Origin of the sequence: Aminobacterium sp. MB27-C1 (assembly GCF_030908405.1) — a bacterium.
Lineage (GTDB): Bacteria > Synergistota > Synergistia > Synergistales > Aminobacteriaceae > Aminobacterium.
This window is the reverse complement of sequence record NZ_CP133089.1, coordinates 625137-649928: the sequence shown is the minus strand read 5'-3', so window position 1 is coordinate 649928 and position 24792 is coordinate 625137. Positions and strand designations below refer to the sequence as shown.

The 24792-nt window shown below is 46.4% G+C and carries 23 protein-coding genes; 6 read left to right on the top strand and 17 right to left on the bottom strand.

Going from position 1 to position 24792, the window contains the following annotated elements; all coding sequences use genetic code 11:
* Nucleotides 1-18 precede the first annotated feature (18 nt).
* From RBH88_RS03120 to RBH88_RS03090, 7 genes are read right to left on the bottom strand one after another with little or no spacing between them, the layout of a single operon-like run.
* Nucleotides 19-582, bottom strand: coding sequence for an isoprenylcysteine carboxylmethyltransferase family protein (locus RBH88_RS03120; protein WP_213691875.1), 564 nt, complete (start codon nucleotides 580-582; stop codon nucleotides 19-21).
* Complete coding sequence (locus RBH88_RS03115; RefSeq protein ID WP_213691874.1) at nucleotides 572-1624, bottom strand: lysylphosphatidylglycerol synthase transmembrane domain-containing protein; 1053 nt, start codon at nucleotides 1622-1624, stop codon at nucleotides 572-574. The genes RBH88_RS03120 and RBH88_RS03115 overlap by 11 nt, the downstream gene beginning before the upstream one ends.
* A 14-nt stretch (nucleotides 1625-1638) precedes the next feature.
* Nucleotides 1639-2205 (bottom strand): HAD-IIIA family hydrolase, encoded by a 567-nt coding sequence (locus tag RBH88_RS03110; RefSeq protein ID WP_213701247.1) that lies wholly within the window; start codon nucleotides 2203-2205, stop codon nucleotides 1639-1641.
* On the bottom strand, nucleotides 2206-2808 hold the full coding sequence (locus tag RBH88_RS03105; RefSeq protein WP_307879869.1) for a hypothetical protein: 603 nt from the start codon (nucleotides 2806-2808) through the stop codon (nucleotides 2206-2208).
* A complete protein-coding gene (locus RBH88_RS03100; RefSeq protein ID WP_307879868.1) occupies nucleotides 2805-3791 on the bottom strand; it encodes a GDP-mannose 4,6-dehydratase in 987 nt (328 codons plus the stop codon). The genes RBH88_RS03105 and RBH88_RS03100 overlap by 4 nt, the downstream gene beginning before the upstream one ends.
* 16 nt (nucleotides 3792-3807) lie before the next feature.
* Nucleotides 3808-4542: a nucleotidyltransferase family protein gene (locus tag RBH88_RS03095; RefSeq protein WP_213699725.1), complete on the bottom strand. Its 735-nt coding sequence runs from the start codon at nucleotides 4540-4542 to the stop codon at nucleotides 3808-3810.
* Nucleotides 4532-5107 (bottom strand): SIS domain-containing protein, encoded by a 576-nt coding sequence (locus RBH88_RS03090; protein WP_213691869.1) that lies wholly within the window; start codon nucleotides 5105-5107, stop codon nucleotides 4532-4534. The genes RBH88_RS03095 and RBH88_RS03090 overlap by 11 nt, the downstream gene beginning before the upstream one ends.
* Before the next feature lie 152 nt (nucleotides 5108-5259).
* Between RBH88_RS03090 and fliD the strand changes: the two genes are divergently transcribed.
* On the top strand, nucleotides 5260-7299 hold the full coding sequence (fliD, locus tag RBH88_RS03085) for a flagellar filament capping protein FliD (RefSeq protein WP_213701250.1): 2040 nt from the start codon (nucleotides 5260-5262) through the stop codon (nucleotides 7297-7299).
* A 140-nt stretch (nucleotides 7300-7439) separates the two neighbouring features.
* Here fliD and RBH88_RS03080 read toward each other — a convergent pair whose 3' ends face one another.
* Entirely contained in the window at nucleotides 7440-8132 is a 693-nt protein-coding gene (locus RBH88_RS03080) for a response regulator transcription factor (RefSeq protein ID WP_213691867.1), read from the bottom strand.
* 188 nt (nucleotides 8133-8320) lie between these two features.
* Here RBH88_RS03080 and RBH88_RS03075 point away from each other — a divergent pair, with 188 nt between their 5' ends.
* Together RBH88_RS03075 and RBH88_RS03070 are read left to right on the top strand one after the other, a co-directional pair.
* On the top strand, nucleotides 8321-9100 hold the full coding sequence (locus RBH88_RS03075) for an ATP-binding protein (protein WP_213691866.1): 780 nt from the start codon (nucleotides 8321-8323) through the stop codon (nucleotides 9098-9100).
* Nucleotides 9101-9104: 4 nt separating this feature from the next.
* Nucleotides 9105-10862 carry a PEP/pyruvate-binding domain-containing protein gene (locus RBH88_RS03070; RefSeq protein ID WP_307879867.1) on the top strand — a complete coding sequence of 586 codons (1758 nt, stop codon included), beginning with the start codon at nucleotides 9105-9107 and terminating at the stop codon, nucleotides 10860-10862.
* A gap of 75 nt (nucleotides 10863-10937) precedes the next feature.
* Here RBH88_RS03070 and RBH88_RS03065 read toward each other — a convergent pair whose 3' ends face one another.
* The 4 genes from RBH88_RS03065 to RBH88_RS03050 form a co-directional block, all read right to left on the bottom strand.
* Nucleotides 10938-11885 (bottom strand): SufD family Fe-S cluster assembly protein, encoded by a 948-nt coding sequence (locus RBH88_RS03065; protein ID WP_307879866.1) that lies wholly within the window; start codon nucleotides 11883-11885, stop codon nucleotides 10938-10940.
* Nucleotides 11878-12615 (bottom strand): ABC transporter ATP-binding protein, encoded by a 738-nt coding sequence (locus RBH88_RS03060; RefSeq protein WP_213691863.1) that lies wholly within the window; start codon nucleotides 12613-12615, stop codon nucleotides 11878-11880. The genes RBH88_RS03065 and RBH88_RS03060 overlap by 8 nt, the downstream gene beginning before the upstream one ends.
* Before the next feature lie 42 nt (nucleotides 12616-12657).
* Entirely contained in the window at nucleotides 12658-14055 is a 1398-nt protein-coding gene (locus RBH88_RS03055) for a glucose-6-phosphate isomerase (RefSeq protein ID WP_307879865.1), read from the bottom strand.
* 66 nt (nucleotides 14056-14121) lie between these two features.
* Nucleotides 14122-14358, bottom strand: a complete 237-nt coding sequence (locus tag RBH88_RS03050) for a glutaredoxin domain-containing protein (protein ID WP_307879864.1) — start codon at nucleotides 14356-14358, stop codon at nucleotides 14122-14124.
* 263 nt (nucleotides 14359-14621) lie between these two features.
* Between RBH88_RS03050 and RBH88_RS03045 the strand changes: the two genes are divergently transcribed.
* From RBH88_RS03045 to RBH88_RS03035, 3 genes are read left to right on the top strand one after another with little or no spacing between them, the layout of a single operon-like run.
* The gene (locus RBH88_RS03045; protein WP_213691861.1) at nucleotides 14622-15458 is read left to right on the top strand and encodes a sulfide/dihydroorotate dehydrogenase-like FAD/NAD-binding protein; all 837 of its coding nucleotides are present in this window, start codon (nucleotides 14622-14624) and stop codon (nucleotides 15456-15458) included.
* The gene (gene gltA / locus RBH88_RS03040) at nucleotides 15458-16873 is read left to right on the top strand and encodes an NADPH-dependent glutamate synthase (RefSeq protein WP_307879863.1); all 1416 of its coding nucleotides are present in this window, start codon (nucleotides 15458-15460) and stop codon (nucleotides 16871-16873) included. The genes RBH88_RS03045 and gltA overlap by 1 nt, the downstream gene beginning before the upstream one ends.
* A 43-nt stretch (nucleotides 16874-16916) precedes the next feature.
* Nucleotides 16917-17132: a DUF255 domain-containing protein gene (locus tag RBH88_RS03035; RefSeq protein ID WP_307879862.1), complete on the top strand. Its 216-nt coding sequence runs from the start codon at nucleotides 16917-16919 to the stop codon at nucleotides 17130-17132.
* Nucleotides 17133-17251: 119 nt separating this feature from the next.
* Here the strand turns inward: RBH88_RS03035 and fusA are convergent, their stop codons facing one another.
* From fusA to ligA, 5 genes are all read right to left on the bottom strand, one after another.
* The gene (fusA, locus tag RBH88_RS03030) at nucleotides 17252-19333 is read right to left on the bottom strand and encodes an elongation factor G (protein WP_213699732.1); all 2082 of its coding nucleotides are present in this window, start codon (nucleotides 19331-19333) and stop codon (nucleotides 17252-17254) included.
* A gap of 163 nt (nucleotides 19334-19496) precedes the next feature.
* Nucleotides 19497-20969, bottom strand: a complete 1473-nt coding sequence (gene gatB, locus RBH88_RS03025) for an Asp-tRNA(Asn)/Glu-tRNA(Gln) amidotransferase subunit GatB (RefSeq protein ID WP_307879861.1) — start codon at nucleotides 20967-20969, stop codon at nucleotides 19497-19499.
* Nucleotides 20969-22438: an Asp-tRNA(Asn)/Glu-tRNA(Gln) amidotransferase subunit GatA gene (gatA, locus tag RBH88_RS03020; protein WP_213699734.1), complete on the bottom strand. Its 1470-nt coding sequence runs from the start codon at nucleotides 22436-22438 to the stop codon at nucleotides 20969-20971. The genes gatB and gatA overlap by 1 nt, the downstream gene beginning before the upstream one ends.
* Nucleotide 22439: 1 nt before the next feature.
* Nucleotides 22440-22733, bottom strand: coding sequence for an Asp-tRNA(Asn)/Glu-tRNA(Gln) amidotransferase subunit GatC (gatC, locus tag RBH88_RS03015; RefSeq protein ID WP_213699735.1), 294 nt, complete (start codon nucleotides 22731-22733; stop codon nucleotides 22440-22442).
* 2 nt (nucleotides 22734-22735) lie between these two features.
* Nucleotides 22736-24790 (bottom strand): NAD-dependent DNA ligase LigA, encoded by a 2055-nt coding sequence (ligA, locus tag RBH88_RS03010; RefSeq protein WP_213701253.1) that lies wholly within the window; start codon nucleotides 24788-24790, stop codon nucleotides 22736-22738.
* Between the last annotated feature and the right edge of the window lie 2 nt (nucleotides 24791-24792).

The window sequence follows — 24792 nt, the reverse complement described above, 5'->3', positions numbered from 1 at the left end:
ACATTAATTACCGCACTACTACCATTTAAAGCGAGAGAGAAGTAGTGCTGTTCCTGCAAGAGTCACCCACAACGAATGCCTCTCGCTCTTCCAGACTATAGACCATTCGTAATGACCGTTAATGCGCTTTCCAGGCCATGAGAGAGGAATAAAACGTCCCGTCGTTTTCTTATAATCTGTGTATGCCGCACCAAATTTTTCTTCCAGAAAAGATTCCTCATAGGGAACGATCCATATGCCGTAAATGAGGAAAAAGGAGAAAAGAAAGAGGGCGACAACCCAGGGGCCTGCCAATATAGACCATCCCAAACCGATAAGTCCATTTCCAACGTAGAGAGGATTCCGTACAAAGGAATAGGGTCCCCATGTAACCAGCTGCTCTGCTCCAACCTTTTCGCCTCTGTATTTCACTATGCAGCCCGAGGCCCAGAAACGTATGAACTGGCCCAAAGCCACAATGAGCAAAGAGGGAACAACCCGACTCAATTCAGGTCTGGCCAAAAAGAGGATAAGGAGGTAAAGAGCTGTCCACAGCCCTCCACGCAATTTAAATACCTTGGCTTGAAATGTGTCATGCGTCATGGTCTAATTTCTCTCTTTCATTCATAAAAATTTCTTCGCTGGTTCCCCATCCCAAGAGTCGGATGGCTACAGCTGCACCCATTCCTATAGCTAAGTATTCCGTAAAGAAACGCCATAGAATGGCCATTACTCCTGCAACATGCCAGGGAACGAGAAGTCCGAAAAGGGCGGCTCCTCCCCCTTCTGCAACGCCACTTGCGCCAGGAGTGGGAACAAAATAGAGCACAAACATGAATACAGCTTGTGCCATAAAAGCCTGAAGGTAGTGAACAGGAAGGCCAACTGCCCAGATAAGGCAGGGAAGAACCGAGAAAAGACAGAGCAAATGAAGGCCAGAAAGAATTATGGCGCCTACAAAGTGAGGAAATCCAGACGTGAAGAAGAGTCTGAAATTCTCGCTATAATTGTCTATTTCCCTATTGACCCTGCGTATTACAGAGAGCACCTTTATATGCTTTACAATCCCGAAACGTTTCAGCATAAGGGTCAATATCTGGCCCCATCTTTTCATCAGCTGAGGTTTCGTGAGACTCAAAACGACAAGAACCCATGAAATACCCACAAAAATTGCAACATATGTAAATACGCTTTTTACAAAGAGGCTTGTTCCCAAAAGCTCTGGTTCAAAAAGAATAGCCATAGGAACCACAACGCCCAGCAGCAAAAGGGTGAGAAGGGTGCGCGTTAAGGTAATTGCCACACCTTTCCCTATAGGCATATCGTGTTTATATAAGACAAAGACCTGAAAGGGTCCGCCGCCACTTTGCATAGGAGTTACAGCGCATCCAAAGTAATGGAGCCACGTTAAAACCAATCCAAGGCGGAAAGTTACGCGCTCTGAAGCTGCTCTGGCTATGGCACAAAAACGCATGGCGTCACAGCACCACGCCCCAAAAACAAGCAGTAAAGCAACTACTAATGCAGATTTCCTTGCGGTAAAAAGCATTTCAACAGTACTCTCGTCCACACTTGAAATAAGAACCAGAGCACTTACTCCGAATGTCAAAGTTAAGAATACAACGAGTCCTTTTCGTAATGACAAGGGTAATGCACCCCTTACTTTCTCCTATGGGTTTCTTCTATAAGACATGCTGCCTCGTACAACCCATCGACGACATGTAGCGACAACATGCTTTTCTTCTCTTCCAACTCTGCCCCATATCCGCTTCGAACAAGAATGAATGGACAATTCACATTCTCGGCCAGAAGCAGATCTGGTTCATTGTCTCCTACGACCCAGCTTCTCCGTATATCTATTGAAAGATCTTTAACCGCTCCCAATACCATTCCAGGAGCAGGTTTCCGACACGTACATTCTTGTTTGTATTGCTCTATCACAGCCTCAGGATGATGAGGACAGTAATAGAAAGCATCAATACCGGTTCCTTCCCTTTCCAATTCTTTCTGTATAAAGCGATGGCTCTTTTGAACAAAGGCTTCATCAAAATACCCACGAGCAACGCCGCTTTGGTTGGAAACCACCACGAGAAGATATCCCAGGCTTTTTAACTTTTTGAGAGCTTGCGCGGCAAAAGGCACAAGTCTGATCTTGCAGATATCGTCTAAATAAGGAACGTGTTCTATTAATGTTCCATCTCTATCGAGAAAAACCGCAGGAACCATTTACTGAATATAACCACTCGCAACTGAACTAAGTTCTTCAATATAAGGGTACAATCCTTCGAGAAGAGGTACGATGTCATCTCGGATACTGGCAGCCATCTCCTCGGTCTGATTGTTCTCCATATATTCCGATGTCTTCTCAAGAGCTTTTGTCAAAGCGTTGCGATGAGATTCAATCTTTCCGTCTCCCATGTCGCCATCCTGCACTGAGAGGAGAAATTGAGAGTGCAACATGACCTGCAACAGCCAGCTAATACCTTCCACTCCATCTTTGAGAGTCGCCATAGCTTCGTCCATCTGGTGATTCTCCAAAAAGGTGGCAACGCGCTTCATACCGTTGATCAGCGTAGGCAAATAGGTTTCCGAGCTTTCCAAAGACTCCATAACAAGTTCTCTAATGGACGTGCTCTGAAAATCAACGGCACCGACACTTTGAAGCTTTTCAAAGGCTTCTTCATCTAACGCAGCTCCATCTACTTCTACTGCCCTCAGCACTCGCCCCTTTTGGGAAAGTATCTGTTTCACCTCTTGAAGCAAAATTTTCTTATCTTCCGTTTCTGCCGAATTCAACTCAACTTTTTTCCCATCAATAGATATGATCAAATTTGATTTCCTCCTTCTTTCTCTGATTTTTTCAATTCCTCTCTCCACCACTCTACCATATCATTTACAGTGTCACTCAAAACGTGGCAAGGTTTCCAGCCAGTATCCTTCTTGATCTTTGATAAGTCATTCCAGTAGATCAATTCATCAACAGCACGCACAAGAGCCGGATCCCGCACTACGTTTACATCTTTTTCGCAACCTTCAAGAACAATGTCGAGAAGCTGCTGCATCGAAACGACATCTGATCCAGAAATATTATAAGCTTCTCCGCCACGTCCCTTCTCCTGAAGAGCCCAAAAGCCCTCTACAGCGTCTCGCACATCAAGGAAGGCCCGCTTCGTGTGCAAATTTCCCACATGAAATTCCGGCGGAATAATATCTAAATCTATCTGAGCGCGACGTCGGGTAAAGTCGGAAACAACTTCCCCCCTGCGGCGACGTCCTACGCAATTGCCTATTCGCAGGCGAATAATATCAAGTGAGTGAGCGTTGCCATACGTCACGGCAAGCAAATCCTGAGCCGCTTTCGACATACCGTAGACGTGAGCTGGCCGAAATGGCTGATCTTCTGTTACAGGAGCCTCGGAGGGATCTATAAATCCGTAGGCAGCTGTAGATGATGCCAGCAAGACTCTCGTATCTTTCAATCCCAGATGAAGCATTGATTCAAAGACGTTGAGCGTTCCCATAACGTTCGATTCTACTGTGAATTCAGGTTCTTTATACGAAACCATAGGGTAGCTCTGAGCCGCCAAGTGGTAAATAACGTGAGGACGAACTTGTTGAAGAGCTTCTTCAAGATGTGATCTCTGACGAACGTCAATATTAAAAAGACCTTTGGCATATCGTGTCGGAACACTCATATCGTTTGTCGGACGGAAATACGACCCCCACACTTCGCATCCCTTGCGGGCCAGAAACTCTGAGAGGTGACTTCCTATAAATCCGCCAATTCCCGTAATAAAAACTTTCAATGACATTCTACAAACACCTTCTTTATTGATCAAGGGAAACTATAAATTCAGGAATATTTTTTTGGCTTTTTTGATAATCGTCTGGAACGCCAATGTCAACAAAAAAACCTTCCGCTTCGTGAGCGTACACGGGGGCATTTCTTTCAAGCAATGCGGGCAATACATCTTTTTCCCAGGAAAGCCGCCCTTCTGGCAAATCCTCAACCACTTTTCGTTTAACAACATAGAGTCCTCCATTGATAAGCCACTGGCCATCGTCCCCAGCTGCTATGGAGGAATCCCCAAATCGCAAGACTCTTTTATCTTCGTCTATCTCAACAGGATCTGTTCTTTCTATTGAAGGCCATTTGCGAAGTGCAATGACCACGTCGGCATCGAGATGCCGGCTCTCTTTAAACATGCTCTCTATATCCACATCGAGAAGGGTGTCGCCGTTAAGAAACAAAAAATCGTCTTCCTGAATGGAAGGCAGGGCATAACGCAGAGCTCCCGCCTTATCGAGAGGCTCAGGTTCCACACTATATTCTATCGATAATCCCCATGGCTCTCCGTTTTGGCAATATTCCCGGATCTGGTCGGCCTTATAGCCAAGAAGCAGAAGACATTTCCCTATGCCTCTTTGACGAAGGAAGAGAAAAAGCCAATGTAAGAAAGGCTTGCCACCTATAAGCGCAAGCGCTTTTGGACGGTCGGAGACAACCGACCGCAGGCGGGTTCCAAGGCCTCCCGCAAGAATAACGGCAAGTTCACTCTTCATGGGAACAGAGAGCCTCCTCTACGAGACCACATATTATATGTCCCCATGTAATATGCAATTCCTGTATTCGCGGAGTGTGAAGGGAAGGAGCCGCAAGAAGAACAGAGACAATGTCAGCTAATTTTCCGCCACCCTGGCCCGTCATGCCGATTGTCTTAAGTCCATTTTCTCTGGCCCATTCCAGCGCCTTCACCACGTTGGCACTTGTTCCACTCGTAGATATTCCTACAACTGTATCTTTTGAATCGGCCAATCCCTGCAACTGTCTGATAAAAATATTCTCATACCCGAAATCGTTGGCAAGGGCCGTTATCGTACTCGAGTTCGTCGTCAAAGCCATTGCAGGCAGCGCCTTTCTGTTCCGTTCAAAACGACCGAGAAGCTCTGCCGCCATATGTTGCGCATCGGCAGCAGACCCGCCGTTCCCACAAAAAAACACCGTTCCACCTTGAGATATGGTTTGAATTATATACTGGGAGGCTAACGCCACTTTTTCAGCTAAAGGCAAGGCTGCCCTCTTGACGTCTATAGATTCTCTGAGTTCGTCTTGTATTTTACCAATCATGAAACCAATCCCTTCACGATCTTCTCAACAAGATATTCTACCACGTAGAGAAACAAAAAACTTTTCCTCCTATAAAGATATACATATATTAAGAAATATAGCGCGCTACCCGATACATATTATGAAACCAATATATTCAAGGAGGAATAGCCATGGCAGATTCTAGTGAGCCTCTCTTTACTATGCCTGGTGTTGCTAGTGGTATGGATTGGGGAAGTATGCTCGATAAAGTGATGGAAAAGGCACGGAAGCCTGAAGAAGTCTGGCTTGAGCAGAAAGATACCCTTGAGTTGAAAATAGATCTCTATAAAGAACTTTCCGCTTCTATTAAACAAGCTCGAACGGCTTTGACTCCTCTAAAACTCGAGTCTACTTATCTTAATAAACAGGCAGAAATGGTCGTTCTCAGCGGGGGATCGTCAAGCGATGCCATTGTAAAAGCTACAGTGAAATCAACAGCAGCCATTTGTCGTCATGAAATAGAGGTTATTCAGAAGGCCACGAAAGAAACTCGCTTCGGTGCTCGTATCGAAGACAAGATGGAAGACCTTGGTCTTACGGAAAACCGCATTTTCTACATTTCAGCAGGTGGAAAACGGGCAAAGATAGAGATTACCCCAAGCGACACGCTTCAGAAAGTTGTAGATAAAATCAACGGAGCCACAGATATAACCCTTAATGCAGACGGTGAAGCAAAGGGAGAGCCACTGCCCATCGTCGCAAAAATTCTTGACAACAGGCTTGTTCTCGAAAGCACCGAAACAGGACTTGGAGAAAAAACTTTCGAATCAACTATTACACGGGGCGCCGACGGCGAGCCAGATCTATTAGACTTTTCCATAGACAAGCAGGCTCCTGCCAATGGAGCGTTGACTGTCACCCAGGCTGGCATAACCTATATTGAAGGTGTTGACTTCGAAGTTTCTCAGGGCGGCAATGAGATTACATGGCTCGCTGGCGGAAACAAACCGGCAGAGGGCATAAAATATAACGTTTCCTATAAAGTAAACGCCAATGTTTACACCTTTGATACTGAAGGAGAGGCAGACGGAAGCATTATCAACATTCTCGGACTGGATAGCGCTGATGCCAGAAATTACATCCCCGCTCAAGATGCAGAGCTTGTCATCGATGGAATGAGCATAACCCGATCGAGCAACACCATAGAGGGCCTCATTGACGGTGTAACCCTTGATGTGGCGGGACCAGGCACAGTCATGATGGATGTAACCCTTGACGCCGAGAAAGCTGTTACATCTACAGAGGAGTTTGTAACGGCCTACAATGACATTATGGACTGGATCAATATCCGTCTTTCCGAGGAACTCGTCAAAGACCCAGTTTCAGACTTCGAACGAAAATGGGGCAAGCTTCATGGAGATTCAACACTTTGGCAAATCAAAAGCCAGTTACGCCAAATATTGGGAAGTTCCGCTCCTATCCCGTTCAACCAGAGAACCGGCACAGAAGCTATTCTTGGAACAATGGCCGACGAAGGTCTTACAAACGATACGGCCTTCTCTATTACCATAGATAACAAGAGCACTTCCATAGTCGTGAAACCTGGCGACACCGTACAAAATATAGCCGATCGTATCAATAGCTCCAGTGAGCTTCGCTACGATTCGAATGGAGAGCTTCTCTCCCCGCCTCTTGCCACAGCAAGAGTTACAGAAGGCCGCCTTGTTATTACTGCTGCAAGTAATAAACAGGCGACAGTTTCCGACTCAAGCGGAGTATTGGGACTTTTAGGTCTCAACGATCCCTACACACAGCTTTCTCAGCTCGGCATTACTACTGAAAAGGCCGACTTCGGAAAGAGCGGGAAACTGGAATTCGATACAGATAAGTTCATGACTGGCATGAAAAAGGATCCTAAGGCTGTGGAACAATTCATGACGAATGTTATGAAAAAACTCGACGAAGCCATGGACGGACTTACCAGTTCTTCCACTATCGCCACTGGCGGAACATCTCAACCTAAGGGACGTATTTCCAGTCAGATACACTCATGGGAAACAGAAGTAAAATCGATAGATAAGCGAATCAGCAAATTCGAAGATCAGCTTTCTGAAAAACGGAAACGAATTTATAAGCAATATACGGCAGCAGAGCAGCAATTAGCCAAACTACAACAGCAGATAAGCTGGCTTTCCAGCGTATCAACGCAACTCGCGTCACAAAGCCAGTAATTCAACAGGAGTTATGCGTCGCATAAAACGGACAATATAACAAACACAGAAAAGAGGGCTTGTTGTTCAGCCCTCTTTTCTGTGTTTGTACCTTTCGTTTACGCATTCCAATCATTCAGTTTACTGATTCAGTCAGAATCTTACTTCGATGATAAAGAACCGCTAATAACCTGTCGCAAAGAATCTGGTTGCAGTTGTGCAAAACCAATGCGCCACGCCAAAATCGCTGCCTGAGTTCTATCACGCAAATCAAGCTTCTTTAAAACGTGACTTACATGATTCTTAACTGTTTTCTCAGAGAGAACCATCTTAGCTGCCACTTCGGAATTGCTCAGCCCCTGTGCAAGCCAGTATAATATTTCCTTTTCCCGGGGCGTCAATTCATAAAGCTGATCATTTTCCTCTTTGCGTCTTGAAAATGAAGTCAATAGTTTTCCCGCAACTCGCGGGTCCACATACGGTTGATTACGATTGGCAGAACGAATTGCCGACAACAATTCCACTCTGCCCGAAGCTTTAAGCACAAATCCTAAAACACCCGCTGAAGAAAGAGCTGAAAGACTATCTTCATCATCGTAAGCACTCACGGCAACATATTTAATAGCATGTGTATAGCTGTTCAATTCCCGTACAAGCTGAATTCCGTCTATTTTAGGCATATTGATATCAAAAAGAAGAACATCCGGCTCTTTCTCTCGCACGACTTTTAAAGCTTCTTCACCATCTCCAGCTTCACCAATTACATCAATATCAGACTCAAGTTCCAGAAGTTTCTTTACGCCATCTCGAAAAAGCCTATGATCGTCAGCTATAACAAGGCGTATGGAATCCATGGCTCCACCCCCATAAAATACTCTGCGAGTCTTTACATATCCATGACAAATGTCTCTATGATATATAGACCTATGATATAGTTTAGGTACTTTTACAAAAAAGGAACCGTACTTACATCTTCGGGTTGATTAGGTCTATAGACCTAATTATATACCATAATGATCAAAGGAGCACTTAAAGAAAGAACATGACGGATAATTCAAAAGAAATAGTCAACCTTCAGCTTCAACCAATGCTCCGTAAACGCTTTGGAAAAGCTCTCGGCAATTTTTCTATGATTAAAGATGGAGACAAGATCCTCATCGGACTCTCAGGGGGCAAAGACAGCCTTGTTCTTTTAACAGCCCTGTCCGCTTTCCGCAAAAGATCTCCCCGCCACTTCGAACTTGGAGCCTGTACCGTCGATATTTCAGGGGGAGAGATGGATACACAACCTCTTTCCGATCTTTGCGATAAACTTCATGTCGAACATTTCGTGACGATTTACCCTATTTCGGAGATAATAAAGAGACGAAATGAGAAATCGCCCTGCAGTTTTTGTTCCAATCTCAGACGAGGCATTCTGAGTTCCGTAGCTGTGGAACACGGATATAATGTACTTGCCTTGGGACACAATCTCGACGATGTATCGGAAACAGTTCTTATGAACCTCTTTCAGACAGGTCGCTTTAAAAGTTTCAGACCCAAGTTTTGGCAAAGTCGCACAGGGTTGTGGGTTATCAGGCCACTCATATATATTGGGGAAAAGGAACTTAAAAAAGAAGCGTTGCGTTTGAAATTACCTATCACACCTGAAATTTGTCCCTTTTCGCTCCATACGCAACGAAGTAAGACACGTTTGCTTATAGAACAGTTAGAGCAAGAGAATCCGAGCATAAAAATGAATATTATTCACGCTCTTTCGTCAGTGCGGTCATCGGATGTATGGGGCATAGAGCAAGAAGATTGCGAGAAGGAGAGACGATAAAGCCGTGAACGATAAGACAGCAAACGAAAAGACAATTAGTGAGTATTTTGCGTGGGATCCACAAAACGACCCCGACTTTTCTTCTCTTATTGTAGGGGAAGGAAGTATCGGAGGAAAAGGTCGTTCCCTCCTCTTTGGCTTTCGCAAGATTCGAGACAACGTTGATCCCGATCTACAAGAACATGTAACTATTCCTGTCTCACTCTTTATAGCTGTAAGCTCTTTTCGTGATGTTATTCGCCAGATTCCCAACCTTGAAGAACTTCAAAATGGGGATCCTGCCCAATTGGAAGAAGCCTTTTTGCGCACCACGCTGCCTGAAGAGGTACGAGGCCATCTGGCTGCTTTTCTGAGCAAAATGACAGACCCCATTATTGTCAGAAGCAGCAGCATACTCGAGGATTCCCTCAAATATTCCTTTGCGGGAAAATACCTCTCTCTCTTTGAAATAAATGGGGATGCCCCGTTGGAAGAACGTCTTGCCCGTGTCGAAGAGGATATTAAGAAAATTTACGCACGAACCTTTTTCCCCATCGCCACAGCGTACAGAAACAAGCATAAACTCGGAAATGATGAAATGGGAATCATTATAATGCGCGTTGCCGGAAAGTGGCGCGGAAACTACTACTATCCCACCATGGCCGGCGTCGGATTCTCTCGGTACTACAGACGGTGGACAACCCGTATTAAGTCGGAAGATGGCATTATTCGCCTCGTCTTCGGTATGGGAACAACAAGCACTAAGCGAGGGTACGCCAGAACCTTTTCACTGACAATGCCCTGTCTCCGCCCGGAGGGACAAAATCCATTTAACGTTATGCGGCACTCACAGGAGCATTTTCAGGTCGTAGATAAAGAGAAAGGAGAGCTTGTCACCGTTGATATAAAGCAGATATGGAAAGACATAGCTCCCTATCACGAGTGTTTCCCCGACTATGCGCAGATATACCGTTCCGACGACGAGGGAGGCTACTTCTCCCCTATGGCATCACGAATAGGATCCATCGTAGAAAAAGGAGACAAGATCTGTTTCACTTTTGAAGAGTTTGCATGTCGCTCAAAGCACTTTTTTGAAAGGATGAAGAAGATTCTTCAACTTCTCGACCATGCCATGGGCGTTCCGGCAGATGTGGAATTTGCCTACCACCCAAGAGAAGATATTGTAGAGATAGTCCAGGCCAGGCCACTGTGGCTAAGCGATACCTTTGAGAAGAGGATTCCCGATCTTTCAGACAAGAAGGTTATTCTGCAAGCTGACCGGATGGTAACAAATGGCGCTCGGGAAAACATACCTCATATTGTGCTTATAGACCATCACCTCTACTCCAGGGAACGTCGTTTCTCAGATATTGCCAGAGGCATTGGAGAGGTTAATCAGAGCATGGGGGATAAGAACTTCATTCTCGTAGCTCCAGGACGTGTGGGATCGAGCAACCCCCTTCTAGGTGTGCCTGTACAGTACGATGAAATAACGAAGTGTTGCTGCATTGTGGAAGTCGGTATTCCCAAAGAAGGCTATATGCCCGAACTCTCTTTCGGAACCCACTTCTTTACTGACCTTGAAATTGATGGCATTCTCTACATGCCAGTCTATAAAGGAGACAGAAATAATATTTACGATGAGGAATTCTTTGAGACAGCTCCATATGCATTGGGGCCTCACCCTGCCATCCGCATCTATACGGGATCTTTCTCCGTCTATACAGATGGAGACCACAACAGAGGAATTGTCATCGTCAATTCTGTAACGAAGCCAGTATAAAAAGAGGCCTTTCCCGTCGAGGAAAGGCTTCTTAATTTTAGTTTCAATATGTTCCCGTTCTCTGCCGGCAAAAAGCTATTTCAAAAGGCCCGAAACAATCATGTCTATAGCTTCGTCGGAAGTAAGTCCCTTCGCCATGAGCCCGGCAATTTTATCATCAGCAATACGGCCAATAGCCGCTTCGTGAGTCACTTCCGCTTCCGGATGAGATGCCCTCACCACAGGCGAGGCATCGGCTATGGCATGTCCCTGAACAACTTCAGTACAATCGACGTGCCCCTTCGCACCAGGAGCAGCTCCGTCGATCATGCCCATGAAACTGCCTACGCTATGATCTTTCAATACGGTTCTCGTCTTTATGAGAGCGGAGCTATTCTTCCCTGAAAGCTTCACGACATCCTGAATTTTTACAGAATCATCGGCCTTGCCGTAGACCTTCGATGTCAGCTCGACGCGGCTTCCTTCACCGACAGCATCTATATCTATATCTATGTCGAGAGAGCCGACCTTGCCTTCGACAAGAGTAAAATCATTAACGTAACGGCCTCCCTTATTAACCTTTACCTTCGTTACAGGACGAACTTCCATCTGACTTTCAGGGCCATGATAGTGAAGTTCTTTGTAAGAGACATTCGCTCCCTCGCCCACTTCTACCGTTCCTTCCATGGCGTGGAGAAATTTCTCCGCATGAGGAAAGACACAATGAGCGAGAAAATCAACTTTCGCTCCCCGTCCCACAGTAACGTGGCTCTCGATAACTTGACGGCCGTTCTTGCGAACATCTCCGAAACAAAGATGGACAGGCTCTACGAGCTGCACACCTTCCTCAATATCGATGAGAGCCTTTACGCCATCGTCTGTCTCGTAGGCTTCAATATGAACTCCCTCAATTTCATGATAATCTACAACTTTATTGGCGTTGATAAGGGCGTAGGCACCTTTTTTATGGTCAAAATGGTCGTATCCTGGCGTGCTGGCAGCAATTTTCAATATTTCCTGAAACTCTTCACTGATCTTAGCCACGGCGCATCACCTCTCCCACTTCACAACCATCACAGGGACGGCATTGAGACATAAAGTATCTCTTTACCGCTCCGGCACTCCCCTCAAGAATAATGCGGCCATCGCACATAAGATACGAACGATCACATCCAGCCGCCACATCTTCGCGGTGAGTAATAACCATGACGCCGCTCCCTTGATCGGCAAGCAGACGCAACAGCCCCAGAACCTCACGAAGGGCCAGGAGGTCAACTCCGGAATCAGGCTCGTCAAGAATGGCAAGGCGAGGCTTCATGAGATAGATAGAGGCCAACTCTATTCTTTTACGCTCACCACCAGAGAGGCTTTTGTCGATTGCCCGGTCAAGGAATGTCGTATTCATCTGAATAAAGTCCATGGATTCTTCTAAATCTCGTTCAGAGCACCCTTTTGTTCCTGTCCGCAGATAGTCTCTGATACTAATACCCTCATACCGTGCCGGAAGCTGCCACGCAAGTGTTAATCCGGCCTTCGCACGATCGGTAATCGACCATCTTGTAATATCTTTTCCAAGAAAGGTGATAGAACCTTTTACGGGAATATAATCGGGCAATCCCATAAGGGCATAGGCAAGACTCGACTTTCCCGCTCCGTTCCGTCCGAGAACGCCGGTTACTTCCCCGCTTTCAACTTTTAAGCTCATATCTTTCAATATAGTCGTGTTTTCTCTACGAACTGTTATAGAGTCAACACTGAGAAGAGTCGTCCCCACGCTTTCCCCAACTCCTTCTTTTTCAAATTCACGTGTATTGTATCACTTTTCGCAAAATGGCACGGTAATGATTCGGGAAGAAAGAACTTTTGAAAAGGAGTTCACTTCCTGTTTCTCTTCGTCGAATCCCTCTCTTCCCATTAGTCCATAGGTATATCGCTTTCCCTGCTCCACTCCCGGCTGATTGAAGGGATTGATCTCCATAATCAAACCGGTAAGGGCCGTCACATATTCCAAAAGGAAAAGAACTGCTCCAAGATAGAATGGGTCAAGAGTAGGAATCTGCAACCAGAGAACTGGACAACCTGCCTTGACCAGAGCCGACGCCGTAGAAAGCTCTTCTGCCGAGCGAAGCTTATGCATGGATTGACCAAAAAGGTATGAGAGGGGAAGAAGACTTTTTTCATCCCCCTTAGGAATCTCAAAATCATCTTTCACATCTTGAACGTTCAGAAACATAAATAATTTATCATCAGGACCCTCTGTATAAAGTTGCAGTTGAGAATGCTGGTCTATGGTTCCCAAAGCTTTTATGGGAGTGGAACCGCGCCCTTCCTTGCCGAGACTCTCACCCCACAGCTGGGCAAACCATTCGCTCAACATGGAGAGACGGTCGATATAGGGCATGAAGACGAGCATATTTCGCTCACGTTTCGCGTGAAGCCATGCCAGAGCAGATATAATCCACGCAGGATTTTCTTCAATATTTTGGGCAGCAGCCAAAAAGTCAGACATCTCGCGCGCCCCCGCAAGAAGACTTTCTATATCAATACCAAGAGACGCAGCAGAAAGAAGGCCCACAGAAGACAAGACAGAATAACGACCGCCCACTCCCTTGGGAATGGGGAGAACAAAGCATCCTGTCTCCTGGGCAAAGGCCCGTAAAACACCCTTTTCGGGATCTGTAATGACTACTGTTCGTTTTGCAGCCTCTTCCGCCCCTAGTCTTTCTTTTAACTTGTTCCAGAAGAAAAGAAAGTTGGCCATGGTCTCTGCCGTAGTTCCTGATTTGCTTACAACAATCAGAGCTGTATTCTGAGGGTCTACGTTATCCCATATAGACTTGTTCTCTTCAGGATCTACGTTATCTGCCATATAAAAACGAGGTCTGGATAGATTATGAGCAGAATCGTTCCAATAGGGGGGCAAAAGCGCATTATGAAGCATGAGGTTTCCTAAAGCGGATCCTCCAATGCCAATTTGAATAACGTCACTCATAGAAGCTAAATGAGAGGCAATTTCCAAAATCCGAGAAGGGGATTCATAAGGAAGAAGGAGCCACCCTGCACCTTCCATGCCATTTTCCTGGTGACTCCTCAACAAAGAATCCGCCTTCTGTAAATGAGGCAGTAAATTTCTTACATTTTTAAATGTCACAGCTTCCGGGGCCGAAGGCTCTCCCAGCGCTGCACCATAATGGAATTCAAGACAACCTTTCATACAATGACCTCCCTACATGGAAGCTAAGGTTAGGCCACTATTATATTACGTTCCCCTTATTCCTGGTTACTTCCCTATTTTTTCAAGTTCAGCATCTATGGCAGGTCGGTCAAATCCTACTATATATACATCATCGAACTGAACAACAGGAACGCCCATCTGTTTCGTCTTTTTAACCATATCCATAGCTGCTTCTCTATCTTGGGAAACATCAACGACTTCAAATTCCACGCCTTTTGAAGTAAGATATTCTTTGGCTTTGGTGCACCAGGGGCACGTGGGTGTTGAATAAACTTTTATCATTATTTATCCCTCCGTTTGAATAGGACTATTTATACCCTCTATGGGTATATTACATAGTTCCCCTTCATTCGTCAACCCTGAGAATAAATCACATTTTTCGTGGTTAAAAATAGTAAAAAAGATGAGGTACTGAATGTAAATATATGGCATAATTTGTATTGACAAAATAAATATAACATATAAGGTATCAAGTTGAGAGTAGATAACACGACCCCTAATAACATAACCCCCAGTATATCTTCGATAAACGAGGAGGAAACAAAGTGTACAAAATTATTTCCAAAAAGCTTGTCGTCCCCAAGGAATTCGACATTTGGGTAGAAGCTCCTAGAGTGGCACGACATGTTCAGCCGGGGCAGTTCGTCATCATCCGTACGAACCCCCAAGGAGAGCGTATTCCTCTCACTGTGGCCGACTTTGACCGTGAAAAAGGTCTTATCCGCATGATTTTCCAGATCGTTGGAAAGACAACTGCCGAGTTTGCCGACATGAAAGAGGGAGACTGTTTAACCGATATTCTTGGTCCCCTGGGAATGCCCAGCGAGATTAAAAATTACGGAACAGTATTAATGATCGGTGGTGGCGTTGGTATAGCCGCCCTTTTCCCAATTATCAGAGCTTTGAAAGAGGCCGGGAACAAAGTTTACACCATTCTTGGCGGACGAACAAAGGATCTTGTCATTATGAAGGAAGAATGCGAGAAGTACTCTGATGAGCTTCTCATCACCACTGATGACGGATCTGCCGGCATGAAGGGCGTTGTTACCGATGCTATGGTGGAGCTTCATAATCGCGGAATCAAATTCGATCAGTCATGGGCCATCGGTCCTTCCATTATGATGAAATTCTCCTCTTTGAAAGCCAAAGAGTTGAATATTCCCATTTTTGTTTCCTTAAACCCAATTATGATCGATGGAACAGGAATGTGCGGCGGCTGCCGAGTAACCATTCATGACCAGATCAGATTCGCGTGTGTTGACGGACCAGAGTTTGACGGATGGGGCGTAAACTGGAATGAGTTTATGAACCGTATGCGTCAGTACAAAGACGAAGAAAAAATGTCTCTGGAAAAATATAAAGCTGAAATGGGTGAAGAGTAATGGCTTTAGACATAACCCCGAAAAGACTTCCCGTTCCTGAGCAGAGTGCCGAGGAACGTGTTCATAATTTTAATGACGTCGTTATAGGCTATAACATTGAAGAGGCTGTAGCTGAGAGTTCCCGCTGCCTTCAGTGCAAAAACCCTCCATGCGTGAAGGGCTGCCCTGTAGGTATCAATATTCCTGAATTTTTGAAAGCTATCAAAGAGAGAGACCTTGAAGGATCTTGGGAAGCTCTTACAAAATACACCAACCTTCCAGCCGTATGTGGACGTGTTTGCCCTCAGGAGAAGCAGTGTGAAGGCGTCTGCACCGTAGGAAGAATCAAAGGCTATGAGCCTGTTTCCATCGGTAAGATGGAGCGTTTCATCGCCGACTGGAAGGGTGAGCACGGCAGCAAAGTTGCCCCTAAGGTTCCTGAACAGAACAAGGGTAAAGTTGCTATTGTCGGTTCTGGCCCTTCAAGCCTTACAGTTGCTGGTGATCTTGCCAAAATGGGCTACAAGGTCACAGTCTATGAAGCTCTCCACGCCGCTGGCGGAGTTCTTATGTATGGAATTCCCGAGTTCCGTCTTCCCAAAGCCATTGTTCGCAGAGAGATCGAGAACATCAAGGCTCTTGGCGTCGAATTTCAGACCAACGTTGCTGTAGGACGCAGCGTAACTATTGAAGAGCTTAAAGATAACTATGATGCCGTCTATATTGCAACTGGTGCCGGTACCCCTCACTTCATGGGCGTTCCCGGAACAAGCTTGAACGGTGTATATTCTGCAAGTGAATATCTCACACGTATCAACCTCATGCACGGCTACGAGTTCCCCAAATACGATACTCCTACAAAACAGTCTGAGAAGGTTGTCGTTGTTGGCGGCGGAAACGTTGCCATGGACGCAGCACGCTCCGCTCTTCGACTTGGAGCCAAGAGTGTTCAGGTTGTCTATCGTCGTTCTCTTGAAGAACTTCCTGCCCGTATTGAAGAGTACCATCACGCAGTTGAAGAGGGTGTTGTCTTCAACTGGCTCACCAACCCTGTTGAGTATGTTGCTGGCGAGAGTGGAAATCTTGTAGGTGTAAAATGTGTACGTATGGAGCTCGGTGAGCCTGACGCATCTGGCCGCCGCCGCCCCGTTGAAATAGAAGGCAGTGAATTCACAATCGAAGCAGACACCGTTATCGAGGCCATTGGACAGGGCCCCAACAAGGTGTTGCTGAGCGCCTTCCCCGAACTTAAGCTGAACAAACGTGGCTACATCGAAGCTGATCCTGAAACTGGTCAGGCTGATCCTGACTGGGTCTTCGCTGGTGGAGACATCGTCACCGGAGCAGCAACAGTCATCCTTGCCATGGGTGCAGGCAAAAAGGCTGCCGTCGCTATCGACAAGTACATCACAGAGAAAAAAGCTGCCGGCAAGTAAGGGAAACGTGCTTCTAAATTAAAACATAAGGAGGAATGCTGAGATGTCTATTGATGAGAAAAAAGCTGCCCGTTGGGAAGAATTCAGAGAGCAAACGTTAGAAATAGCAGCTCGGCGCAACAGTCCGGAGTTTGACGCGTATATTGGTTCTTTAACTGAACGAGCATGGAAACATGTCATTTCTGAGGGAAAACTTAATTCTCAGAATGCGGAAGCTACCATGTGGAAATTCTTTTGTGAAGACCAAAAAAATCGCTAGCTCAACGTTTTAGCAAACCTCCACACATCTTACGTTTCAAAGAAAAGTAAGAGAGGGACTGAAAAATCAGTCCCTCTCTTTTTAATATACATAGTGAACAGCATTTCAGACGCTATTCGCTATTCCTCTTCCTCTTCTTTCTTGTGCTCGGCTATAACCTTCTTGGCCACATCTCCAGGCACATCCTCGTAGTGGTCGAATTCCATAGAGAACGTTCCACGTCCTGATGTCATAGAACGAAGCACGATAGCGTATTTAAACATCTCTGCCAAAGGAACCTGAGCACGTACAACCTGTAAACGGCCGCGGCTGTCAATTCCAAGAATGCGTCCACGTCGGCTGTTCAAGTCGCCCATTACATCGCCCAGATAATCTTCTGGAACGATAACCTCAATCTGCATAATAGGCTCAAGCAACACTGGGTTGGCGTCAAGAATACCTTTCTTAAACGACATGGATGCTGCGATTTTAAAGGCCATTTCAGAGCTATCTACATCATGATATGACCCGAAGAAAAGTTCGGATTTAAAATCAACTGTGGGAAATCCTGCCAAAGGCCCTTTAGTCAATGCTTCACGTAAACCTTTTTCAACGGCGGGAATGAAGCCCTTGGGAATGGCTCCTCCCACGATCTTATCTTCAAAAACAAATCCTGACCCGCGGTCGAGAGGAATAAAACGAATGTGAACGTCTCCGTACTGTCCGCGCCCACCAGTCTGTTTCTTATATTTTCCCTGGGCTTCGGCGGTTTTACGAATTGTCTCCCGATAGGGAACCTGAGGTGTCTTTGTTTCAAGCTCTACTCCATACCGCTCACGGATACGAGAGAGAAGAATCTCTATATGCATATCGCCCATTCCGGAAAGAACGTTGTCGCCTGTCTCGGGATTCTTTGCAAAGGTGAGAACAGGGTCCTCTTCCAGAATCTTATGAAGAGCATTGGAGAGCTTATCTTCGTCTGCCCGGCTCTTCGCCATAACAGCTACGCTGTAAACAGGTTTGGGGAATTTAATCGGCGGGAAGATGTATTCGGTGTTCTTCGTTCCCAATGTGTCTCCCACTTGAGTGCTGTGAAGTTTCGGAATGGCAATAATATCTCCAAGAATAATTTCCTTTTCGTCAGCGCCGTCTTTTCCTTTCATAATTTTGAAGGAACTTATGCGTTCTTCCTCTTGTTGGCTGACATTGTAAATAGTGTTCTCACTAGACAGATGTCCTGAGTTCACACGAATATATGAAAGTTTTCCTACATAGGGGTCAACCATAATCTTAAAGCAGAGTGCCGAAAATGGAGCTTCAGGATCTGGTTCGATAGTTAAGGTTTCTTCACCCTTTTTAGCCTGGCGTGAATGTGATTCCAGAGGAGAAGGAAGCATCGTTCCAATAAAATCAAGAAGATGCTGCGTTCCTACATTAGATGTTCCCGAAACGGGGAGTACCGGATAAATCTGACGTTCCCGAATTGCTTTTCTCGCAACAGAAAGAATCTGTTCTGGAGAAAGCTCTTCGCCGTCAAGATACATCATCATTACTTCATCGTCAGCTTCAACAATCGTCTCAACCAAAGACTCTCGTGCAGCTGCTACGTCGTCTGCCATATCAGCAGGAATATCGCATTCTTTGAAAGAACCTGTCGCGTCTCCTTCATACATATAGGCTTTCTGATTCAAAATGTCGATAACTCCCTTGAAGGAAGCCTCTTTGCCTATGGGAAGGAAAAATGGAACAGCCTTTTCTGTAAGCTGTTTCTGAATATCTTCTACTGTTCTGGCAAAATCCGAATGTTCGCGATCAAGCTTACTGATTGCAAATGCTACAGGAATACCAAAATCTTCTGCAAATTCAAATGCTTTGCCTGTTTGAACCTCAACACCATGAAGACCGCTTACTACTGCTAATGCCGAGTCTGAAACTCTCATTGCTGAACGCATATCACCTATGAAGTCAGCAAACCCCGGCGTGTCAAGAAGATAGAATCTTTTCCCGCTACGCTCAAGTGTAACAAGTGCAGTATTGATGGAAATCTGTCGCTTCTGTTCTTCGGCTCCGAAGTCTGCAACGGTGTTGCCATCTACGACATTCCCCATACGACTAATGTCACCATTAGCAAAGAGCATCGCTTCAACAAGGGATGTCTTTCCGGCCCCACCGTGAGCCACAATGGCAACACTTCTAATGTCTTCAGGTTTGCGCGTTCCCATACCCTACTACCTCCTCTAAGACGTCCGACTGCCTCCCTCTCTATTCTCTTCCGGTCAGCAAGCCGGCAGATTTATATCTTCTTTACATTGCTTTATCTTACGCATTGCTGTTACGATAGTCAATAAAGAAGAGGGCAGGGAATACATTCCCTGCCCTCAATCATTATTCTTCCAAAAGTTGAGCCAACACAGATGCCGCCTCTTTGGGGTCAGCTTGTCCCCGTGCTTCCTTCATAATCAAGCCTTGGAGGAACTTTTGCTTTTTCCCCTTCTTATCTTGTCCCGTCTTGATGATTTCAACGACATCGGCATTATTTTTCAAAATACCGCGAACCATATTTTCAAGGTTCGATCCGGAAATGCCGCCTTCCTCCACTCCACACTCCGACATAGCTTCTTCAAGAGAAATTCGACGAGCTGCCATCATGTCGAAAACCTCTCGCGCCGCTGTTGTCGATATCTTATTATCGTCAACTTTAGAAACGAGCTGGGCCAAAACCGCAGGCTTGATGGGGAAGTCCTCAATTTCGATCTTCTGTTCGTTCATGATGCGAAGAACCTCTGTCCGCACCCAGTTTGAAGCTCTCTGAGGGCTTGCTCCCGCCTTGACACACGCTTCATAGAAGTCGGCAAGAGGAATATGCTCTGTCAGAATCATAGCGTCAGTTTCGTTCAATTTATAGGATTTTTCGAAACGATCCACTTTCTGCCAAGGCAGTTCAGGCATAGTCTCTTTTATTTTGTCTACATACCCGTCAGGAAGAAGCAGCGGAGGCAAATCCGGCTCCGGGAAGTATCTGTAATCGTGAGCCTCTTCCTTGCTTCGCGTAGCCATAGTCACACCCTCTACGTCATTCCAGTGCCGTGTCTCCTGAGTGACAGTTTTACCCTCGGCCAAAAGCTGGCTCTGACGTTTGAACTCGTATTCAAGTGCTCGCTCAAGAGCGCGTAGCGAGTTCAGGTTCTTTACCTCGGCACGGTCTCCCCATCGTCCGTCAGAACATTTCACCGAAATGTTGGCATCGACACGAAGAGAACCTTTTTCCATATCGCCGTCAGAAACACCAAGATAACGAACAAGCTGGCGAAGACGGGCCACATACTCTTTCGCCTCTGCAGCAGAGCGGATATCCGGCTCTGAAACAATCTCTGCCAGAGGAACACCGCCTCTGTTGTAATCGACAAAAGACTGGTCCGCACCTACAAGACGGCCGTCACTTGCTTCATGAACAAGTTTACCGGCATCTTCTTCAAGGTGAAGTCGTGTAATACGAACGTGATATCGTCCGCCATCCTCTGTTGGAATCTCCACATAGCCCTTTTCAGCTAAAGGAAGATCGTACTGGCTGATCTGATACGCCTTGGGCAGATCTGCATAGAAGTAATTTTTTCGGTGAAATCTCGTCGCTGTATTTACTGCGCAGTTCAGGGCCAATGCTGCCTTAACGCCATATTCAACAACTTTGGCATTGAGTACGGGAAGGCTTCCCGGCAACCCCAGACAGACAGGGCAAACATTCGTGTTCGGCACGGCACCGATGTAGTCAGTGGAGCACGAACAGAAAATTTTACTCTTCGTTGCCAACTGCACGTGAATTTCAAGACCGATAACAGGTGTAAAGGTCAATTCAGACATTAGCAAACACCCCCTTGGGCAATAGGAGCGGTTCCATAGGCTTTTTCGTGAAGGGCAGCTATGGAAAGCAGATCCTCCTCACCCCACCATGATCCGATAAACTGAACACCAAGAGGCCGGCCATCTTTTGAGAAGCCAGCGTTGAGAGAGAGACCGGGAAGCCCCGCCAGGTTTACAGGCAACGTAAAGACATCTGCCATGTACATCTGAATAGGATCGTTCACTAGTTCTCCCTTACGGAAAGCCGGTGTGGGCGCTGTGGGAAGAAGTATTGTATCTACAGACTTAAAGGCGTTTACAAACTCTCGCTTAATAAGCTGCCGCACTTTCTGGGCAACAAGATAATAGGCATCATAATAGCCGGAACTCAACACATAGGTTCCAACCATAATACGACGTTTGACTTCCACTCCGAAGCCCTCGGCACGTGTCTTCATATAGAGATCGATCAAAGACGCCGCATCTTCACTTAAACCGTAGCGTACGCCGTCAAAACGGGCCAAATTGGAGCTAGCTTCCGCTGGAGCAAGAATGTAATAGCAAGGAAGTCCGTACTCGATCATTGTGGGAAGAGAAATCTCGACAATTTCAGCCCCCTGCTCCTTACAAAACTTCACTGTTTTGTCGAAAGCTTCTTTGATTTCCGGATCCAATTTGTATCCCAGAGTCTCTTTAATAAGACCAATCTTCCGTCCCTTCAAGGAATCCGCGCGCAGAGCCTTTTTGTAATCGGGACGGGAACGACGGCTACATGTGGAATCATGATCATCTTTCTGTGAAATAACATCAAGCACGAGTGCCATATCTTCGGCAGTTCGTGTAAAAGGTCCGATCTGATCAAGAGATGAAGCGAAGGCGACAAGACCACGACGGCTTACAAGGCCGTAGGTCGGTTTCAGACCGTATATACCGCAGAAAGCGGCTGGCTGACGAATAGAGCCGCCTGTATCGCTGCCAAGGCTGAAAGGAACATATCCGGCAGCAACAGAGGCCGCACTTCCGCCAGAACTACCGCCTGGAACGCAATCCAGTTTCCACGGGTTCGAGGTTACGCCGTAGGCCGAATGCTCAGTTGAGCCGCCCATGGCAAACTCGTCAAGATTCGCCTTCCCCATGAGGATGGCGCCCGCTTCATCGAGAAAATCGACTACTGCAGCATTATAGGGAGGCTTCCACTGTGCAAGAATTTTGCTCGCACACGTAGTTGGAATGCCTTTGGTGCACATATTGTCTTTCACAATAAATGGGACCCCGGCAAGAGGACCAAGTTTTTCTCCTGATGCCAAAGCCTTATCCACTGCTTCCGCCTGAGCCATTCCGCTCTCTTCAGTAAATGAAAGTAACGCGGATATGCGAGGTTCCAGCATCTTAGCCCTATTCAGGCATGCTTTAAAAACTTCACTTGCCGAAAAGGTGCGGTTCTGAAGGCCTTCTATGATTTGCGCTACTGAAAGCTCAAAAAGTTCCATGCTAATCCTCCTCCACTATACGAGGCACTCTGAAGAAATCTCCATGCCGATAAGGAGCTTCATCTAAAGCATCTTCCCGCACAGAACTCTGCACCGCTTTATCCTCTCTCCAGGGGATTTCTTCGTCAACTTTCAATGCAAACGCATCTATCCCTTCGAGATCAAGTTCGTTCAGCCTGTTAAAATATCCTAATATTTCTTCGAAATGCTGGTGCATAGCCTGAACCTCATCGTCTGTGATCTCAAGACGAGCCAAGGCTGCAACATGTCTAATATCATCTGCTGAGACTGCCATGATCACTCCTCCTTCGCTGAAATATGTTTATCTTCGAATGATTCTTCTATATAGGGACGAATCATCGTTAAAAACTCTTCTTCATCTATAACTTTTACGCCAAGCTCCCTGGCCTTTTGAAGTTTGCTTCCGGCACCAGGCCCCGCAACGACTATAGATGTCTTTTTGCTCACGCTGGAGGAACTCGCCCCTCCCAGATCTTTCACGAGAGCTTCGGCATCGGCCCTGGCCATGGATTGGAGTTCACCGGTGAAAACAAAACGCTGGTTTTCAAAGGGCGTATCCTCCCTTGACGCTTCTTGCTTCTCTTCCATCTGAACACCGGCTTCCTTGAGGCGGCGAATCATTTCCCTGTTAGACTCGTCGTCAAAAAAGGCCCTGATGGACGCCGCGATCTTAGGTCCTACGCCTTCAAGAGACGAAAGATCCTCTTCCTTCGCTGAGGCAAGGGCATCTAAGCGACCGAAATGGTCTGCCAGTATTTCCGCAACCTTCTTTCCTACAAGAGGAATGCCCAGAGCGGTAATCAGATTGGAAAGTGATCTCTGTTTTGACGTATCGAAAGCCTTTAAAAGTTTATCTGCCGATTTTTCGCCCATACGTTCGAGAGAAAGAAGCTCCTCTCGACTGAGAGCGTAGAGATCGGCCATATTCTTAACCATATTCTTTTCGACAAGCTGCTCTATGAGCTTATCGCCAAGGCCACGAATATCCATGGCGGCACGAGAGGCAAAATGGGCCAATCCTTCTCGAAGCTGGGCAGGACACGATGCCTTGTTGGGACACCGCAACGCCACTTCGCCAGGTATGCGAATAACGTGAGAACCGCACACCGGACAGGTGTCAGGCATGAGGAATTCCTTCTCATCTCCAGTACGCTTCTCAACAAGCACCCGCACAACTTCGGGAATAATCTCCCCGGCCTTTCGAACAGCTACTCTATCTTTAACGCGAATATCCTTGCGCCGTATCTCATCTTCGTTATGCAGGCTTGCCCGCTTAACGATGGTTCCGGCAAGATGAACCGGCTCCAGATTGGCCACAGGGGTAAGAACGCCTGTGCGGCCTACTGAAATTTCGATGTCAAGAATCTGGCTTTCCTTCTCTTCCGGCGGATATTTAAAGGCAATGGCCCAGCGAGGCGATTTAGCCGTATATCCCAGGTCTCCCCACAAATCCACAGTATTGACCTTCAAGACCACGCCATCAGTGCTGTAAGGCAAGGAAAAACGCCCTTCCCGCCACTTTTCTATAAAGGCATCAATCTCATTCCGAGTGGAACAGAGTTTCCAGGCCTTCTGAACGGGAAAACCAAGATGCTGAAGCCACTCCAGTATCTCCTTTTGAGTCGATAGACCGTACTCCTGAGGCTGAGACACATAATAAAGGAAAATCGAAAGCTTCCGTGACGCCGTAATCGTCGAGTCGAGCTGCCGCAAACTTCCGGCAGCAGCGTTCCGGGGATTGGCAAAAAGCGGTTCCTCAGCCTCTTCACGAGCCTGATTCAGCGCTGCGAACTGCTCTCTCATCATGAGCACTTCTCCACGGACTTCCAGCCGTCCCGGAACTTTTTCGCGAAGACGAAGGGGTAGCGAACGGATGGTACGCAGATTTTCCGTTACATCCTCGCCAATTTGACCATCCCCACGGGTTGCACCTCGCACAAAGACCCCGTCTTCATAGACCAGTGAGACGGCCAGACCATCTATTTTCAATTCGCAAAGATAATCTATATCGTTCAACCCTAAGGCTGATGAAACTCGATCTGCAAACGACCACATTTCATTCTTCGATAAGGCATTATCGAGGCTGAGCAGCGGCGTCTCGTGAATTACCTTTTCAAAATGATCTAAAGGAATGCCTCCTACCCTGTGGGTGGGAGAATCAGGATCGTCAAATTCAGGGAAGAGCTTCTCTAAAGAAAGAAGCTCTCTCAAAAGGGCATCATAGACATCATCCTCTATTTCAGGAGAGTCCAGAACATAGTATAGATAAGCGTGATGGTTGAGTTCTTCTCTTAAAGCTTCAATACGCTTTTGAGCCTCGTTACGATCCACAA